This is a genomic window from Salmonella sp. 32070601201500089SM (genome assembly GCF_017573605.1).
GTDB classification, from domain to species: domain Bacteria; phylum Pseudomonadota; class Gammaproteobacteria; order Enterobacterales; family Enterobacteriaceae; genus Salmonella; species Salmonella enterica.
Map to the genome: position 1 here is coordinate 108,886 of NZ_JAGETK010000011.1, position 16,130 is coordinate 125,015.

Annotated in this window: 13 protein-coding genes; 6 read left to right on the plus strand and 7 right to left on the minus strand. The window is 53.6% G+C overall.

Annotation, left to right across the window (positions count from 1 at the left end; genetic code table 11):
* Positions 1-6 precede the first annotated feature (6 nt).
* On the plus strand, positions 7-798 hold the full coding sequence (locus J4728_RS17380; protein ID WP_000757452.1) for a DUF2950 family protein: 792 nt from the start codon (positions 7-9) through the stop codon (positions 796-798).
* Positions 799-835: 37 nt separating this feature from the next.
* Here J4728_RS17380 and J4728_RS17385 read toward each other — a convergent pair whose 3' ends face one another.
* The 5 genes from J4728_RS17385 to pdhR form a co-directional block, all read right to left on the minus strand.
* A complete protein-coding gene (locus J4728_RS17385; RefSeq protein WP_000765363.1) occupies positions 836-1,120 on the minus strand; it encodes an outer membrane protein in 285 nt (94 codons plus the stop codon).
* A 288-nt stretch (positions 1,121-1,408) separates the two neighbouring features.
* Positions 1,409-2,833 carry a dihydrolipoyl dehydrogenase gene (lpdA, locus tag J4728_RS17390; protein ID WP_001519338.1) on the minus strand — a complete coding sequence of 475 codons (1,425 nt, stop codon included), beginning with the start codon at positions 2,831-2,833 and terminating at the stop codon, positions 1,409-1,411.
* A 200-nt stretch (positions 2,834-3,033) separates the two neighbouring features.
* Positions 3,034-4,923, minus strand: a complete 1,890-nt coding sequence (gene aceF, locus J4728_RS17395; protein ID WP_045900717.1) for a pyruvate dehydrogenase complex dihydrolipoyllysine-residue acetyltransferase — start codon at positions 4,921-4,923, stop codon at positions 3,034-3,036.
* 14 nt (positions 4,924-4,937) lie between these two features.
* The gene (gene aceE, locus J4728_RS17400; RefSeq protein WP_000003852.1) at positions 4,938-7,601 is read right to left on the minus strand and encodes a pyruvate dehydrogenase (acetyl-transferring), homodimeric type; all 2,664 of its coding nucleotides are present in this window, start codon (positions 7,599-7,601) and stop codon (positions 4,938-4,940) included.
* A 159-nt stretch (positions 7,602-7,760) separates the two neighbouring features.
* Positions 7,761-8,525: a pyruvate dehydrogenase complex transcriptional repressor PdhR gene (gene pdhR, locus J4728_RS17405; RefSeq protein ID WP_000331771.1), complete on the minus strand. Its 765-nt coding sequence runs from the start codon at positions 8,523-8,525 to the stop codon at positions 7,761-7,763.
* Between the two features lie 562 nt (positions 8,526-9,087).
* Here pdhR and aroP point away from each other — a divergent pair.
* From aroP to J4728_RS17420, 3 genes are all read left to right on the plus strand, one after another.
* Positions 9,088-10,461: an aromatic amino acid transporter AroP gene (gene aroP, locus J4728_RS17410; RefSeq protein WP_000969487.1), complete on the plus strand. Its 1,374-nt coding sequence runs from the start codon at positions 9,088-9,090 to the stop codon at positions 10,459-10,461.
* 163 nt (positions 10,462-10,624) lie between these two features.
* Positions 10,625-12,031, plus strand: a complete 1,407-nt coding sequence (locus J4728_RS17415; RefSeq protein WP_208212138.1) for a glycoside-pentoside-hexuronide (GPH):cation symporter — start codon at positions 10,625-10,627, stop codon at positions 12,029-12,031.
* Entirely contained in the window at positions 12,031-12,981 is a 951-nt protein-coding gene (locus J4728_RS17420; protein WP_080171236.1) for a family 43 glycosylhydrolase, read from the plus strand. Before J4728_RS17415 ends, J4728_RS17420 begins: the two co-directional genes overlap by 1 nt.
* Positions 12,982-13,072: 91 nt before the next feature.
* Here J4728_RS17420 and ampE read toward each other — a convergent pair whose 3' ends face one another.
* Both ampE and ampD read right to left on the minus strand, forming a co-directional pair.
* The gene (ampE, locus tag J4728_RS17425; RefSeq protein WP_000172039.1) at positions 13,073-13,927 is read right to left on the minus strand and encodes a beta-lactamase regulator AmpE; all 855 of its coding nucleotides are present in this window, start codon (positions 13,925-13,927) and stop codon (positions 13,073-13,075) included.
* Positions 13,924-14,487 carry a 1,6-anhydro-N-acetylmuramyl-L-alanine amidase AmpD gene (gene ampD, locus J4728_RS17430; protein WP_000936326.1) on the minus strand — a complete coding sequence of 188 codons (564 nt, stop codon included), beginning with the start codon at positions 14,485-14,487 and terminating at the stop codon, positions 13,924-13,926. The genes ampE and ampD overlap by 4 nt, the downstream gene beginning before the upstream one ends.
* A gap of 87 nt (positions 14,488-14,574) precedes the next feature.
* Here ampD and nadC point away from each other — a divergent pair, with 87 nt between their 5' ends.
* Together nadC and ppdD are read left to right on the plus strand one after the other, a co-directional pair.
* Entirely contained in the window at positions 14,575-15,468 is an 894-nt protein-coding gene (gene nadC / locus J4728_RS17435; RefSeq protein ID WP_001135135.1) for a carboxylating nicotinate-nucleotide diphosphorylase, read from the plus strand.
* A gap of 221 nt (positions 15,469-15,689) precedes the next feature.
* Positions 15,690-16,127 (plus strand): prepilin peptidase-dependent pilin, encoded by a 438-nt coding sequence (ppdD, locus tag J4728_RS17440; protein WP_000414989.1) that lies wholly within the window; start codon positions 15,690-15,692, stop codon positions 16,125-16,127.
* Positions 16,128-16,130: the final 3 nt, after the last annotated feature.

The window sequence follows — 16,130 nt, forward strand, 5'->3', positions numbered from 1 at the left end:
CAGATAATGAAAAAGGTTATGTTAAGCGCTCTGTTACTGTCGTTACCCTTGCTGGGCTACGCGCAGGAACGGTTCCCCTCCCCGGAAGCGGCCGCCAGCGCCTTCGCCGCGGCGGTAGCCGGAAAAAACGAAACGCAGCTTACCGCGCTACTGGGCGATGACTGGCGGCAATTTCTGCCGCCGGAAGGTGCCGATCCCGAGGCCGTGGCCCGCTTCAATCGTGACTGGCGCGAAGGCCATCGCATTGTACAAAAAGACAATACGGCGCACCTGAATGTCGGACGAGAAGACTGGCAGCTCCCGGTGCCCATGGTGAAAGAGACTGGCGGCTGGCGCTTTGATATGGCGGCAGCCGGGAATGAGATCCTCACCCGTACTATTGGGCGAAATGAACTTTCTACCTTACAGGCCATGCATGCTTACGTTGATGCGCAGCAGGATTATTACTTACAAAACCATCGCTGGGCGCACAGGATAATCAGTAGCGAAGGCCAAAAAGATGGCCTGTACTGGCCAACCAAAGCAGGCGACGTCCCCAGTCCGTTAGGCCCAAACTTTAGTCCCGCAGCGCCAGACGAGGGTTACCACGGCTACCATTTCCGTATTATCAGCGATAACGACGGTCACGGCGCGGCGCTTCTGGCCTGGCCGATGCATTACGGCGAAACCGGGGTGATGAGTTTTATGGTCAACCAGGACGATCGTATTTATCAGGCGGATTTAGGCAAGGAGACGGAGAGTAAAGTTCAGGCTATCACGCGTTTTGCGCCAGACGCGCAGTGGCAGGTCGCCGAATAACCCGTAAGCGCCTGGCGTTATCGCCAGGCCGTGATCATTAGCCCTGATGCGGCATCAATTCCGGGTGGCCTTGTACCGGCGGCTTGTTGCTGGTCAGCGCGGCTTCATCAGCCTGAATGCTGCCGGAATTGGCCGCCCATACGCCTTCATGCGTGTGGGTGATCTGCTGATGCTGCGCATTCAAATCCTCGCCCATTGCCGCAATATGCGTGCTTTCCGTACCGCCGCTGTTAGTCGCCCAGGGGATGACGGGATCGCTGGCAAATGCCATGCCGGAAATCAAGGTCGCAGTTAGCGCTGCTGTTGTCAGAAAAAGTTTCATATATCAAACCTCATAATTAGCTCGCTATTATTTTATAGCGTTACCAATTTCAGGATGATGACAAAGTAAGGAGAGGTATTTCTTATGAAACAATTAGTTGGTCGAAAATGACAGACAAAGGCACTACCGACGGCATAAGCTTTGAAAAACGTACTGCTGCGGAAACGATAAATTTTGCGGTTTCGTTATCCTTCGCCATCATTTGACACATCTGATTTGCCATGCATAAAAAAAGCGGCTGTAAAGCCGCTTTTTTGTATCGGGTGGCGCATTGCCACCTACAGAAGATTATTTCTTCTTCGCTTTCGGGTTCGGCAGGTCGGTAATACTACCTTCGAACACTTCAGCAGCCAGACCGACGGACTCGTGCAGAGTCGGGTGCGCATGAATGGTCAGCGCGATGTCTTCCGCGTCACAGCCCATTTCGATCGCCAGACCGATTTCACCCAGCAGCTCGCCGCCGTTGGTGCCGACAATCGCCCCGCCGATCACGCGGTGAGATTCTTTGTCGAAAATCAGTTTGGTCATACCGTCTGCACAGTCAGAAGCGATAGCACGGCCAGAAGCTGCCCACGGGAAGGTGGCGGTTTCATAGCTGATGCCTTTTTCTTTCGCTTCTTTCTCGGTCAGGCCAACCCATGCCACTTCTGGCTCGGTGTACGCGATAGACGGGATAACTTTCGGATCGAAGTAGTGTTTCTTCCCGGCGATAACTTCAGCGGCAACGTGGCCTTCGTGAACGCCTTTGTGCGCCAGCATCGGCTGACCGACGATATCGCCGATAGCGAAGATGTGCGGCACGTTGGTGCGCAGCTGTTTGTCCACGCGGATAAAGCCACGGTCGTCAACTTCCACGCCTGCTTTGCCCGCGTCGAGGTTTTTACCGTTCGGCACACGACCAATCGCCACCAGAACCGCATCATAACGCTGCGCTTCAGCCGGGGCTTTTTTGCCTTCCATCGAAACGTAGATACCGTCTTCTTTCGCTTCAACGGCAGTCACTTTGGTTTCCAGCATCAGGTTGAATTTCTTGCTGATGCGCTTGGTGAAGACTTTAACGATGTCTTTATCAGCCGCCGGGATAACCTGGTCGAACATTTCAACCACGTCAATCTCTGAACCCAGCGCGTGGTATACGGTACCCATTTCCAGACCGATGATACCGCCGCCCATGACCAGCATACGCTTCGGCACTTCTTTCAGTTCCAGAGCGTCGGTAGAATCCCATACGCGCGGGTCTTCATGCGGAATAAACGGTAATTGGATCGGACGAGAACCCGCCGCGATGATCGCGTTATCGAAGTTGATCACGGTTTTGCCATTTTCGCCTTCCACTTCCAGGGTGTTCGCCCCGGTGAATTTACCCAGACCGTTGACCACTTTCACTTTACGGCCTTTGGCCATACCCGCCAGACCGCCGGTCAGCTGCGTGATCACTTTCTCTTTCCAGGTACGAATCTTGTCGATATCGGTTTTCGGCTCGCCGAAGACGATACCGTGTTCAGCCAGCGCTTTGGCTTCTTCGATAACTTTTGCTACGTGCAGCAGCGCTTTAGAAGGGATACAGCCGACGTTCAGACAAACACCGCCAAGGGTGTTGTAGCGTTCTACAATTACGGTTTCCAGACCTAAATCAGCGCAACGGAAAGCGGCAGAATAGCCTGCCGGGCCCGCCCCAAGTACCACGACCTGAGTTTTGATTTCAGTACTCATCATGACCTCTTTATTTGTATCCGGCGGTCCGGGGTACTTGATCGCCCATCATCCACCGGGTCGTTCTATCCGCCCGTATCTTACAAAATTGTTAACAATTTTGAAACAACAAACGGATCACGAATTATCGCTTTCGCTAATAACCTCACAAACTCCATGAGATTATCAAAAAAAAGCCGGCCGTCGGGCCGGCTTTTTCATTACATCACCAGACGGCGAATGTCAGACAACATATTGTTGATAATGGTAATGAAACGCGCACCATCAGCACCATCGATCACACGGTGGTCGAAGGAAAGAGAGATAGGCATCATCAGACGCGGCACAAACTCTTTCCCATTCCACACCGGTTCCATCGCCGACTTAGAAACGCCGAGGATAGCCACTTCCGGCGCGTTAACAATCGGCGCGAAGTGGGTAGTTCCCAGGCCGCCGATGCTGGAGATAGTGAAGCAACCACCCTGCATTTCACCAGCGGTCAGCTTACCATCACGCGCTTTTTTGGAGATGGTGGTCAGTTCACGAGACAGCTCGGTCACGCTCTTCTTATTCACGTCTTTAAAGACCGGAACCACCAGGCCATTCGGGGTATCAACCGCCACGCCGATGTTGATGTATTTTTTCAGGGTCAGACGCTGACCGTCTTCGGACAGAGAGCTGTTGAAGCGCGGCATCTGTTCCAGAGCAGCGGCAACCGCTTTCATGATGAAGACCACTGGCGTGTATTTCACATCCAGTTTGCGCTTCTCAGCTTCGGCGTTCTGCTGTTTACGGAACGCTTCCAGATCGGTGATATCGGTTTTGTCGAAGTGCGTAACGTGCGGGATCATCACCCAGTTACGGCTCAGGTTCGCGCCAGAGATTTTTTGGATACGGCCCAGTTCCACTTCTTCAACTTCACCAAACTTGCTGAAGTCCACTTTCGGCCACGGCAGCATACCCGGGATACCGCCGCCCGCAGCAGCCGGCGCAGCTTCCGCGCGTTTGATAGCGTCTTTCACGTAAGCCTGAACGTCTTCGCGCAGAATACGGCCTTTACGACCGGTGCCTTTCACTTTCGCCAGGTTGACGCCAAACTCGCGCGCCAGACGGCGAATCAGCGGAGTAGCGTGAACGTACGCGTCGTTTTCAGCGAACTCAGATTTGCCTTCGGCTTTGGCAGCCGGGGCAGCAGGCTTCTCAGCTTTCGCCGCTGGAGCCGGCGCCGCCGCTTCCTGTTTAGCCGGAGCGGCCGCAGGCGCTGCGCCTTCTACTTCGAAGACCATAATCAGAGAACCGGTTTTCACTTTATCGCCGGTGCTGATCTTGATTTCTTTCACGGTACCCGCGAACGGAGCCGGAACTTCCATAGAGGCTTTGTCGCCTTCTACGGTGATCAGTGATTGTTCAGCGGTAACTTTATCGCCGACTTTGACCATCACTTCGGTGACTTCAACTTCGTCGCCGCCGATATCCGGTACGTTAACGTCTTTCACGCCCGTCGCTGCTGCTGGAGCAGCCGCAGCCGGAGCGGCTTCCGCTTTCGCTGGTGCTGCTGCGCCTGCTTCACCCGCCACTTCGAAGACCATAATCAGAGAGCCGGTAGAGACTTTGTCGCCGGTGTTCACTTTGATCTCTTTCACGGTGCCTGCAAACGGAGCAGGAACTTCCATAGAGGCCTTGTCGCCTTCGACGGTGATCAGCGACTGTTCAGCTTCTACGGTGTCGCCCACTTTCACCATCACTTCAGTCACTTCAACTTCGTCACTGCCGATATCCGGAACGTGAACGTCTTTCGCCGCTGCCGCAGCAGGTGCTGCTGCCGGAGCCGCTTCTTTCTTCTCTTCTGCCTTAGCAGGTGCAGCGTCAGCTGCACCGTCGGCGGAATCGAAAATCATGATAAGTGCACCAGTCTCGGTTTTGTCGCCGACAGAGACTTTGATCTCTTTCACGACGCCAGCCTGCGGAGACGGGACTTCCATAGAGGCTTTGTCGCCTTCTACGGTGATCAGCGACTGTTCAGCTTCCACTTTGTCGCCCACTTTGACCAGAATCTCGGTGATTTCAACTTCATCTGTCCCGATGTCCGGTACTTTGATTTCGATAGCCATTATTCTTTTACCTCTTACGCCAGACGCGGGTTAACTTTATCTGCATCGATGTTGAATTTGGTAATCGCATCCGCTACCACTTTCTTGTCGATTTCGCCACGTTTAGCCAGTTCGCCCAGCGCTGCGACAACCACATAAGAAGCATCAACTTCGAAGTGATGACGCAGGTTCTCACGGCTGTCGGAACGACCGAAGCCATCCGTACCCAGTACGCGATAGTCGTCAGCCGGTACGTAAGTACGAACCTGCTCGGCGAACAGTTTCATATAGTCAGTAGATGCCACTGCCGGAGCGTCGTTCATCACCTGAGCGATGTACGGAACGCGCGGGGTTTCCAGCGGGTGCAGCATGTTCCAACGCTCACAATCCTGACCATCACGCGCCAGTTCGGTGAAGGAGGTTACGCTGTACACGTCAGAACCTACGCCGTAGTCTTTCGCCAGGATCTGTGCCGCTTCACGCACGTGACGCAGGATAGAACCGGAGCCCAGCAGCTGAACTTTACCTTTGCTACCTTCAAGGGTTTCGAGTTTGTAGATACCTTTACGGATACCTTCCTCGGCACCTGCTGGCATGGCCGGCATGTGGTAGTTTTCGTTCAGGGTGGTGATGTAGTAGTAAACGTTCTCTTGTTTCTCACCGTACATACGCTCCAGACCATCATGCATGATGACAGCCACTTCGTAAGCGTAAGCCGGGTCGTAAGAGATACAGTTCGGGATAGTCAGCGACTGAATGTGGCTGTGACCATCTTCGTGCTGCAGACCTTCGCCGTTCAGCGTAGTACGACCGGAAGTCCCGCCGATCAGGAAGCCGCGAGCCTGCTGGTCGCCAGCCTGCCAGCACAGGTCGCCGATACGCTGGAACCCGAACATGGAGTAGTAGATATAGAACGGGATCATCGGCAGATCGTTGGTGCTGTAAGAGGTCGCCGCAGCCAGCCAGGATGCGCCTGCGCCCAGCTCGTTGATACCTTCCTGCAGAATCTGGCCTTTCTCGTCTTCTTTGTAGTAAGCAACCTGCTCACGGTCCTGCGGGGTGTACTGCTGGCCGTTCGGGCTGTAGATACCAATCTGACGGAACAGACCTTCCATACCGAAAGTCCGCGCTTCGTCGGCGATGATCGGTACCAGGCGATCTTTGATCGACTTGTTCTTTAGCATCACGTTCAGAGCACGCACGAAAGCGATCGTAGTGGAAATCTCTTTGCTTTGCTCTTCCAGCAGCGCGCCGAAATCTGAAAGTTGAGGCAGCTCTAACTTCTCGGTGAAGTTCGGCTGACGGCTTGGCAGGTAGCCATGCAGCGCCTGACGGCGTTCATGCAGGTACTTGTGTTCTTCAGAACCTTCCGGGAAGGTAATGTACGGCAGTTTTTCGAGATCAGCATCGGCAACCGGCACGTTGAAACGATCGCGGACGTAACGCACGCCGTCCATGTTCATTTTCTTAACCTGGTGAGCGATGTTTTTACCTTCCGCGGTGTCGCCCATGCCGTAACCTTTAATGGTATGGGCCAGGATTACCGTCGCTTTGCCTTTGGTTTCCTGCGCTTTTTTCAGTGCAGCATAGACTTTCTTCGGATCGTGACCACCGCGGTTCAGCGCCCAAATCTGCTCATCGGTCCAGTCGGCCACCAGCGCGGCGGTTTCCGGGTATTTACCGAAGAAGTGCTCACGTACGTAAGCGCCGTCTTTGGATTTGAAGGTCTGGTAGTCGCCGTCAACGGTTTCGTTCATCAGCTGGATAAGCTTACCGCTGGTGTCTTTACGCAGCAGTTCATCCCAACGACCGCCCCACATGACTTTGATAACGTTCCAGCCAGCACCTGCAAAGATGCCTTCCAGTTCGTTAACAATCTTGCCGTTACCGGTGACCGGGCCGTCAAGACGCTGCAGGTTACAGTTGATAACAAAGACCAGGTTGTCCAGTTTTTCACGGGTGGCGATGGTGATCGCGCCTTTGGATTCCGGCTCATCCATCTCGCCGTCGCCGAGGAAGGCGTAAACGGTTTGTTTAGAGGTATCTTTCAGGCCGCGGTGTTCCAGATATTTCAGGAATTTCGCCTGGTAGATAGCACCGATTGGGCCCAAACCCATAGAGACGGTCGGGAACTGCCAGAATTCCGGCATCAGTTTCGGGTGCGGATAGGAAGAGAGGCCATTGCCGTGAACTTCCTGACGGAAGTTATCCATCTGTTCCTGGGTCAGACGACCTTCCAGGAACGCGCGAGCGTAGATGCCCGGAGAGATGTGGCCCTGGAAGTACACCAGGTCGCCGCCATCCTGTTCGTTGCGCGCACGGAAGAAATGGTTAAAACAGACATCATAGATCGTGGCGGAAGACTGGAAGGACGCCATGTGGCCGCCCAACTCAAGGTCTTTTTTAGACGCGCGCAGCACGGTCATGATGGCGTTCCAGCGGATCGCAGAACGAATGCGACGTTCCAGCTCCAGATTACCCGGGTATTCCGGTTCGTCTTCAACGGCAATAGTGTTGATGTAATTACTGGCCCCTGCGCCTGCCGCGACTTTCACGCCGCCTTTACGAGCTTCAGAAAGCAGTTGGTCAATCAGATACTGAGCGCGCTCAACACCTTCTTCACGGATGACCGATTCGATCGCCTGTAGCCAGTCGCGAGTTTCGATCGGATCCACGTCATTTTGGAAACGTTCTGACATGGGGGTATTCCTTATCTATCTAATACGTTGAGTTATCTGGAACCTGTCCCATTAAACTTTCGTCAGAAAGCTTAATAAGACAGGTTCTGCGTTTAGTTGCCGCGCACATTTTTGCGCGTTATTCACAACATCTTCTGGTTAACGTTCTGCCAGAAAAAACTAATTCTTGCGCTGTTCCAGGCGGCGTAAAGCGCGTTCACGACGGCTCTCCTCACGGCTTCTGTCCAGCATAATCTCTTCGATAAACGCCAGATGTCGGTGTGACGCTTCACGCGCTTCTTCTGGTTTTCCGGCCATAATGGCTTCAAATATACGGGTGCGATGCGTACTCACCAGCGGCAGCATCTCCCGACGCGCATACAGCAATTCGAAGTTCTGCCGCACGTTTTGCGCCAGCATCGGCTCCATACACCTTAGCAGATGAAGCAATACCACGTTGTGCGCCGCTTCGGTGACGGCGATTTGATACTGGAGCACGGCTTCGGACTCGGCATCCAGATCGCCGGACTCTTGCGCCAGCTCAATAGCATGGTGCAGCTCGCGAATACGGTCTTTATCTTCATCGGTGCTGCGCAGCGCCGCGTAATAAGCCGCAATGCCTTCCAGAGCATGGCGCGTTTCGAGCAGGTCAAACTGGGATTCAGGGTGATCGGAGAGCAGTTCCACCAGCGGGTCGCTAAAGCTCTGCCACAGGCTGCTCTGCACGAAGGTTCCGCCGCCCTGACGACGAAGCAACAATCCCTTCGCTTCGAGACGTTGAATCGCCTCGCGCAAGGAGGGACGGGAGACGTCGAACTGTTTTGCCAGTTCACGTTCCGGTGGGAGTTTTTCTCCGGGACGCAATGTTCCCTCAAGGATTAAAAACTCCAGCTGCTGCTCGATCACATCGGAGAGTTTTGGTTGGCGGATTTTGCTGTAGGCCATGATTTCCTGTCTTAAGCCATTTGCCCGGAGTCAATTGGTCTTACCAATTTCATGTCTGTGACGCTAAAGTAACAAAGTATTCACCTTCTGTCCATACAGGTTTTGATTGAAATCAGTAAAGGAGGCACATTTTAACAATTTTACAGAAATCATGTTTCAAAACTGTAACTGTGCACAAATGTTAAATTTACCCACCAGGAGGTAGATTTAACGTATTTGAAACGATAAAAAATCTCATCTGAACCGATTCAACAGTAGATTAAATGCATTTTTATGCATAAATAATGAATAAAAACAAATTAACATCTGTAAGGGAAAATAAAAGGAGGTATTTACAAGTGCTTTCTTTTTACGCAACTCGTCATCACCCCTGCACAAAGCAGGTGCATTCGCGGCCACATACCATTATTCTGATCAAGACGAAAGAGTTGAAGTGACATTTTAAAAAACGAGCTTGTAAATAAATCAATACAAAAAGCGGAATTGCAAACTTACACACGCACTACTGCATCGTTCAAAATAAGCGCGTTATGAATAAACCGCGCCCGATACACGAGGTTTTATAATGGACAGTCAGCAGCACGGCGAGCAGCTCAAGCGCGGCCTGAAAAACCGCCATATTCAGCTTATCGCATTGGGCGGCGCGATAGGGACAGGCTTGTTCCTGGGAAGCGCCTCCGTTATTCAGTCGGCGGGGCCAGGAATTATCCTGGGCTATGCGATTGCAGGCTTTATTGCCTTTCTGATTATGCGCCAGCTGGGAGAGATGGTGGTTGAAGAACCGGTCGCCGGCTCTTTTAGCCACTTCGCCTATAAATACTGGGGCGGCTTTGCCGGATTCGCTTCCGGCTGGAACTACTGGGTGCTGTACGTATTAGTTGCCATGGCGGAACTGACCGCAGTGGGTAAATATATCCAGTTCTGGTATCCGGAGATCCCCACCTGGGCTTCTGCGGCAGCCTTCTTTGTGATTATCAACGCCATCAACCTGACCAACGTTAAAGTGTTCGGTGAGATGGAGTTTTGGTTCGCCATTATTAAAGTGATCGCCGTCATCGCTATGATTCTGTTCGGCGCGTGGTTACTCTTCAGCGATACCGCTGGTCCGCAGGCCACCGTGCGCAACCTGTGGGAACAGGGCGGCTTTCTGCCGCATGGCTGGACCGGGCTGGTGATGATGATGGCCATTATTATGTTTTCGTTCGGCGGACTGGAGCTGGTAGGGATCACCGCCGCTGAAGCCGATAACCCGGAACAGAGCATCCCCAAAGCCACTAATCAGGTTATCTATCGCATCCTGATTTTTTATATCGGCTCGCTGGCGGTTCTGCTTTCGCTGCTGCCATGGACTCGCGTCACCGCCGATACCAGCCCATTTGTCCTTATCTTCCATGAGCTGGGCGATACGTTTGTCGCCAATGCGCTGAATATCGTGGTTCTCACCGCCGCGCTATCGGTTTATAACAGCTGCGTTTACTGCAACAGCCGTATGCTGTTCGGTCTGGCCCAGCAGGGAAATGCGCCGAAAGCGCTGCTGAACGTCGACAAACGCGGCGTGCCGGTGAGCTCCATTTTGGTTTCCGCCGTCGTGACGGCGTTGTGCGTGCTGCTCAACTACCTGGCCCCAGAGTCCGCATTCGGACTGCTGATGGCGCTGGTGGTCTCCGCGCTGGTCATTAACTGGGCGATGATTAGCCTTGCCCATATGATGTTCCGTCGCGCGAAACAGCAGCAGGGCGTGAAAACCCGCTTCCCGGCCCTGTTTTATCCGTTCGGCAATGTTCTCTGCCTGCTGTTTATGGCGGCGGTATTGATCATTATGCTGATGACGCCAGGTATGGCGATCTCCGTGTGGCTGATTCCGGTATGGCTGCTCATCCTGGGCGTCGGCTACCTGTGTAAAGAAAAAACGGCAAAAACGGTGAAAGCCCACTGATCGTGGCGTTACTTTTCCGCTCTCCCCGTCCGGGGAGGGTGTTATCTGCCTCACAGTTTCCCACGTATAACCATTTTATCCATATCAGCGGCGTGATCCTGCTACGCAAATAAAAGCTCGCAGGCGAATAATTACCGCCATCATCTGATGGGGAGAAGTCTCAATGGATAAGGGCAGACTTTCGGTAAGAGAGAAAATCGGGTATGGCATGGGCGACGCCGGATGTAACATTATTTTTGGCGCTATCATGCTGTTTGTTAATTATTTTTATACGGATATTTTTGGTCTTGCCCCGGCGTTAGTCGGTGTTTTACTCCTTTCAGTACGCGTTATCGATGCCGTTACCGATCCGGTGATGGGCGCGCTTGCCGATCGTACCCAAAGTAAATATGGTCGTTTCCGCCCCTGGCTACTGTGGATTGCATTTCCCTACGCGCTGTTCAGCGTGCTGATGTTCACGACGCCGGACTGGGGCTATAACAGCAAAGTTGTCTATGCTTTCGTCACCTATTTTCTGCTTTCCGTGACCTACACCGCCATCAATATTCCCTATTGCTCACTGGGCGGCGTGATCACCAACGATCCAAAAGAGCGCGTGGCCTGTCAGGCTTATCGCTTCGTGTTAGTCGGCATCGCGACGCTGTTGCTATCGTTAACGCTATTGCCGATGGTGGACTGGTTTGGCGGCGGCGACAAAGCCAAAGGCTATCAGTTGGCGATGACCGTGCTGGCGATTATCGGCATGGGTATGTTTCTGTTCTGCTTTGCCAGCGTCCGCGAACGCGTTCGCCCTGCCGTTCCGACGCACGATGATATGAAGAATGATTTCAAAGATGTGTGGAAAAACGATCAATGGGTACGCATTCTGCTATTGACCTTATGTAACGTCTGCCCGGGGTTTATCCGTATGGCGGCGACCATGTATTACGTCACCTGGGTGATGGGACAAAGCACCCATTTCGCTACGCTTTTTATTAGTCTTGGCGTGGTCGGTATGATGATCGGCAGTATGCTGGCAAAAGTCTTAACCGATCGCTGGTGTAAATTGAAGGTATTTTTCTGGACCAATATTGCGCTGGCGATTTTCTCCTGCGCGTTCTATTTCTTTGATCCGAAAGCCACCGTGATGATAGTGGCGCTCTACTTCCTGCTCAATATTCTGCATCAGATCCCTTCCCCGCTGCACTGGTCGCTGATGGCGGACGTCGATGATTACGGCGAATGGAAAACCGGCAAACGCATTACCGGTATCAGCTTCTCCGGTAACCTGTTCTTCCTCAAGCTGGGCCTGGCGATTGCCGGGGCGATGGTCGGCTTTTTGCTCTCCTGGTACGGTTATGACGCCAGCGCTAAAGCGCAAAGCGCCTCGTCGATGAACGGTATTATGCTGTTGTTTACCGTTATCCCCGGCGTTGGCTATCTGATTACCGCAGGCGTGGTACGTCTGCTGAAAGTTGACCGTGAACTGATGAAAAAAATCCAGGACGATTTGGAAAAACGTCGCACTAATTACCGCGAATTGAGTGAGTTGCAGGAGCTCAACGCCGCTGAAAGCGTAAGGAAAGCCTGATGGCAAACTGGCCAAACCCGTTTATTGAACAACGTGCCGATCCGTTTATTTTACGCGACGGCAGCGATTACTACTTTATTGCCTCCGTACCGGAATATGACAGGCTGGAAATCCGCCGGGCTAATTCGCTGGAAGGGTTGCGCGCCGCCGACCCCGTTGTCGTCTGGCGTAAACCGGAAAGCGGCCCTATGAGCCAGCTCATCTGGGCACCGGAAATGCACCGCATCAACGGTAAGTGGTACATCTATTTTGCCGCTACCCATACTCAAGCGCTTGATAAGCTGGGAATGTTCCAGCACCGCATGTTTGCCCTGGAGTGCGCCGATGCCGACCCACTCACCGGCAAGTGGACGGAGAAAGGCCAAATTAAAACGCCGTTTGATACCTTCGCCCTCGATGCCACTACTTTTTATCATCAGGGAAAGCAGTGGTATCTGTGGGCGCAAAAAGCGCCGGATATTGCCGGTAACTCAAATATTTATCTGGCTGAACTGGAAAATCCGTGGACGATTACAGGCGAGCCGGTAAGACTCAGTAAGCCAGAGTACGACTGGGAGTGTCGGGGTTTTTGGGTTAACGAAGGTCCGGCCGTCGTGGTGCATGGCGACAAGCTGTTTATCAGCTATTCGGCCAGCGCCACCGATGAAAACTACTGTATGGGATTACTGTGGATTAACGTAAACGACGATCCGCGCGATCCGGCCAACTGGCATAAATCACCGCGCCCGGTCTTTACCACCAGCTATGAAAATCGCCAGTATGGGCCGGGACACAACAGCTTTACGCAAACGCCGGAAGGTGAAGATGTACTGGTGTACCACGCGAGAAATTACACCGAAATTGAAGGCGATCCGTTGTACGATCCCAACCGCCATACGCGTCTGAAACGGGTGCGCTGGGACGAAAACGGGATGCCTGATTTTGGCGTGCCGCCAGCCGATACGATCTAAGCCGTTGCACTGCCCGGTGGCGCTAACGCTTACCGGGCCTACAGATTTTTCCATTGTAGGCAGCATAAGCGTTAGCGCCATCGGCACAACGCTACACTAATGCCCCATAAATGGTGAGCAACGCAATAATCACCACCACCACAAACGAGGCCTTCTTCGCCATCGACACCGCCGCTTTGGGGGTTTCTACTTTGTCAGTATGCGGTTCGCGCGCCAGTGAGAACTGCGCCAGACGTGTGAGCACCTGATATTGCGAAGTATGCAGATCCGCCAGCGAGGCAAACCAGGCCGGCAACGCTTTCTCGCCATGCCCCAGTAATGCATACACTACGCCCGCCAGACGTACCGGAATCCAGTCCAGCACATGAAGAATAGCGTCAATGCCGGATTGCAAACGTTGGTGCGGCGTCTGATAGCGCGCCAGCCAGGTCTGCCAGGCCCGTAAAAACGCATAGCCCACCAGCGTTACCGGCCCCCACGGACCGCCAACGATAAACCAAAATAGCGGTGCGAGGTAAAAACGGAAATTTATCCATAACAACGCATTTTGCAGCTCACGCAAAAACTCACGCTCATTACAATCCGGCGGCACGCCGTGAATCAGCGTAAGCTCGCTGGCCATCGCCTCGCAAGGATGCGGATCGTTACGGGACGCCGCTTTCAGCCAGGCGTGATAATGTACTCGCACTTTGCCCGCGCCGATACACAGCACGCCCAGGAGAATCCACACCACCAGCGTCGGCACGTTAAATAGCAGCCCTTTTAACGCCTGGAGCAGTAGAAAAGTCACCACCATCGCGATCGCCGTCATTCCCATCGTGCGCAACATCGAAAAATGCGTAATCCGACGGAATAGCGCCTCCAGCCGATGATCGAGCTGCCAGTGCTCGCCCAGCTTAAACAGGCGCTCGACAATCAGCACCAGTAATGTCGTAAACAGCGTCATGTCATCTCCTTGTGCGACGAGAGGGCTACCAAAGCACGAAAGCGCGGCCAGTCAAAGGCAGGGCCAGGGTCCGTTTTGCGGTCAGGCGCAATGTTGCAGTGTCCGGTCATATTGTCGGCGATCGCCGGATAGCAAGCGATAAGCGTGCGCGTCACGGCGGCCAGCTGCTGATACTGCGCATCGGTATAAGCCAGCGTATCCGTCCCCTCCAGCTCAATACCAATGGAGAAATCATTACAACGTTCCCGCCCCTGATAGTTTGATACGCCCGCATGCCACGCACGCTTATCAAAAGGCACATACTGGACAATTTCACCGTCGCGACGAATCAGACAATGGGCCGAAACACGAAGATGAGCGATTTCTGCAAAAAAAGGATGGGCGTCTGGATCTATCGTTCCGGTGAATAATGCATCGATCCACGGACCGCCAAACTCGCCGGGGGGCAGGCTAATATTATGCACCACCAGCAAGGACGGTTTTTCGTCATCCGGACGGCAATCATAATGCGGAGAAGGGACGCGTCGCGCCTCTACCAACCAACCCTTATCTGGCAACATGCGGAGTCTCCTTTTGAGTGGTGCTTATAGCTGCTTCAGAGTAGCATGTTTCTACCTTATGATTCGTTAGCAATTTGGAGTTTTATCATGCCGCCTCGCCGTTATAACCCAGACGACCGACGTGACGCGCTACTGGAACGCATTAATCTCGATATCCCTGCCGCCGTTGCTCAGGCGCTGCGTGAAGATTTAGGTGGAGAAGTCGATGCTGGCAACGATATCACCGCGCAACTTTTGCCGGCAGATACGCAAGCCCATGCCACGGTGATCACTCGTGAAGACGGCGTTTTCTGCGGCAAGCGCTGGGTTGAAGAGGTCTTCATCCAACTGGCGGGCGATGATGTGCGCCTCACCTGGCATGTCGATGACGGCGACGCCATTCACGCCAACCAAACAGTGTTTGAACTGAACGGCCCGGCTCGCGTATTGCTGACCGGCGAGCGCACGGCGCTAAACTTTGTCCAGACCCTTTCCGGCGTCGCCAGTGAAGTACGCCGCTACGTTGGACTGCTGGCTGGCACCCAAACCCAGTTGCTCGACACGCGTAAAACGCTGCCGGGTCTGCGCACCGCGCTCAAATATGCGGTTTTATGCGGCGGCGGCGCCAATCATCGTCTGGGCCTCACTGACGCGTTCCTGATTAAAGAAAACCATATCATCGCCTCCGGTTCGGTTCGTCAGGCGGTGGAAAAAGCGTTCTGGCTACATCCGGACGTGCCGGTAGAAGTCGAGGTCGAAAATCTGGATGAACTGGACGATGCGCTGAAAGCAGGCGCGGATATCATCATGCTGGATAATTTCAACACCGACCAGATGCGCGAGGCGGTGAAACGCGTCAACGGCCAGGCGCGGCTGGAAGTATCCGGCAACGTCACCGCGGAAACCTTACGCGAATTTGCTGAAACCGGGGTGGATTTCATCTCCGTTGGCGCGCTGACCAAGCACGTACGCGCGCTCGATCTCTCCATGCGTTTTTGCTGATCCTCTCCGCCCGATGGCGCTGCGCCGTCGGGTCTATAAATCACCTGTCCGTAGATCCGCGTCATTATTCGGTAAAATATTCGTAGCGCCTCGCAATAACGTTGCCGTGTCATGTAACGCAGCGAAAATCTTCAGAATCCGCCTTCCCGTTTTACCTTTTGCCGCTCGCCCGCTCTTCCCGCGTTTGCCACAGTAGCGCCGGCTAACTCAAGGAGCGAACAATGGAAAAACAACGCGGTTTCACGCTTATCGAACTGATGGTCGTTATTGGCATCATCGCCATTTTAAGCGCCATCGGCATTCCGGCTTACCAGAACTATCTGCGTAAAGCGGCGCTGACGGATATGTTGCAAACGTTTGTCCCCTACCGTACCGCCGTCGAACTCTGCGCTCTGGAACATGGTGGGACGAGCACATGCGATGCGGGCGTCAACGGTATCCCCTCGCCCGTCATCACCCGTTATGTTTCGGGCATGAGCGTGGAAAAAGGCGTCATCACGCTTACCGGCCAGGAGAGTCTGAGCGGGCTTAGCGTCATCATGACGCCCGCCTGGGACAATGCTAACGGCATTACTGGCTGGACGCGTAACTGCAATATTCAAAGCGACAGCGCGTTACAACAGGCTTGTGAAGATGTCTTCCGTTTTGACGCCAACTAAGGA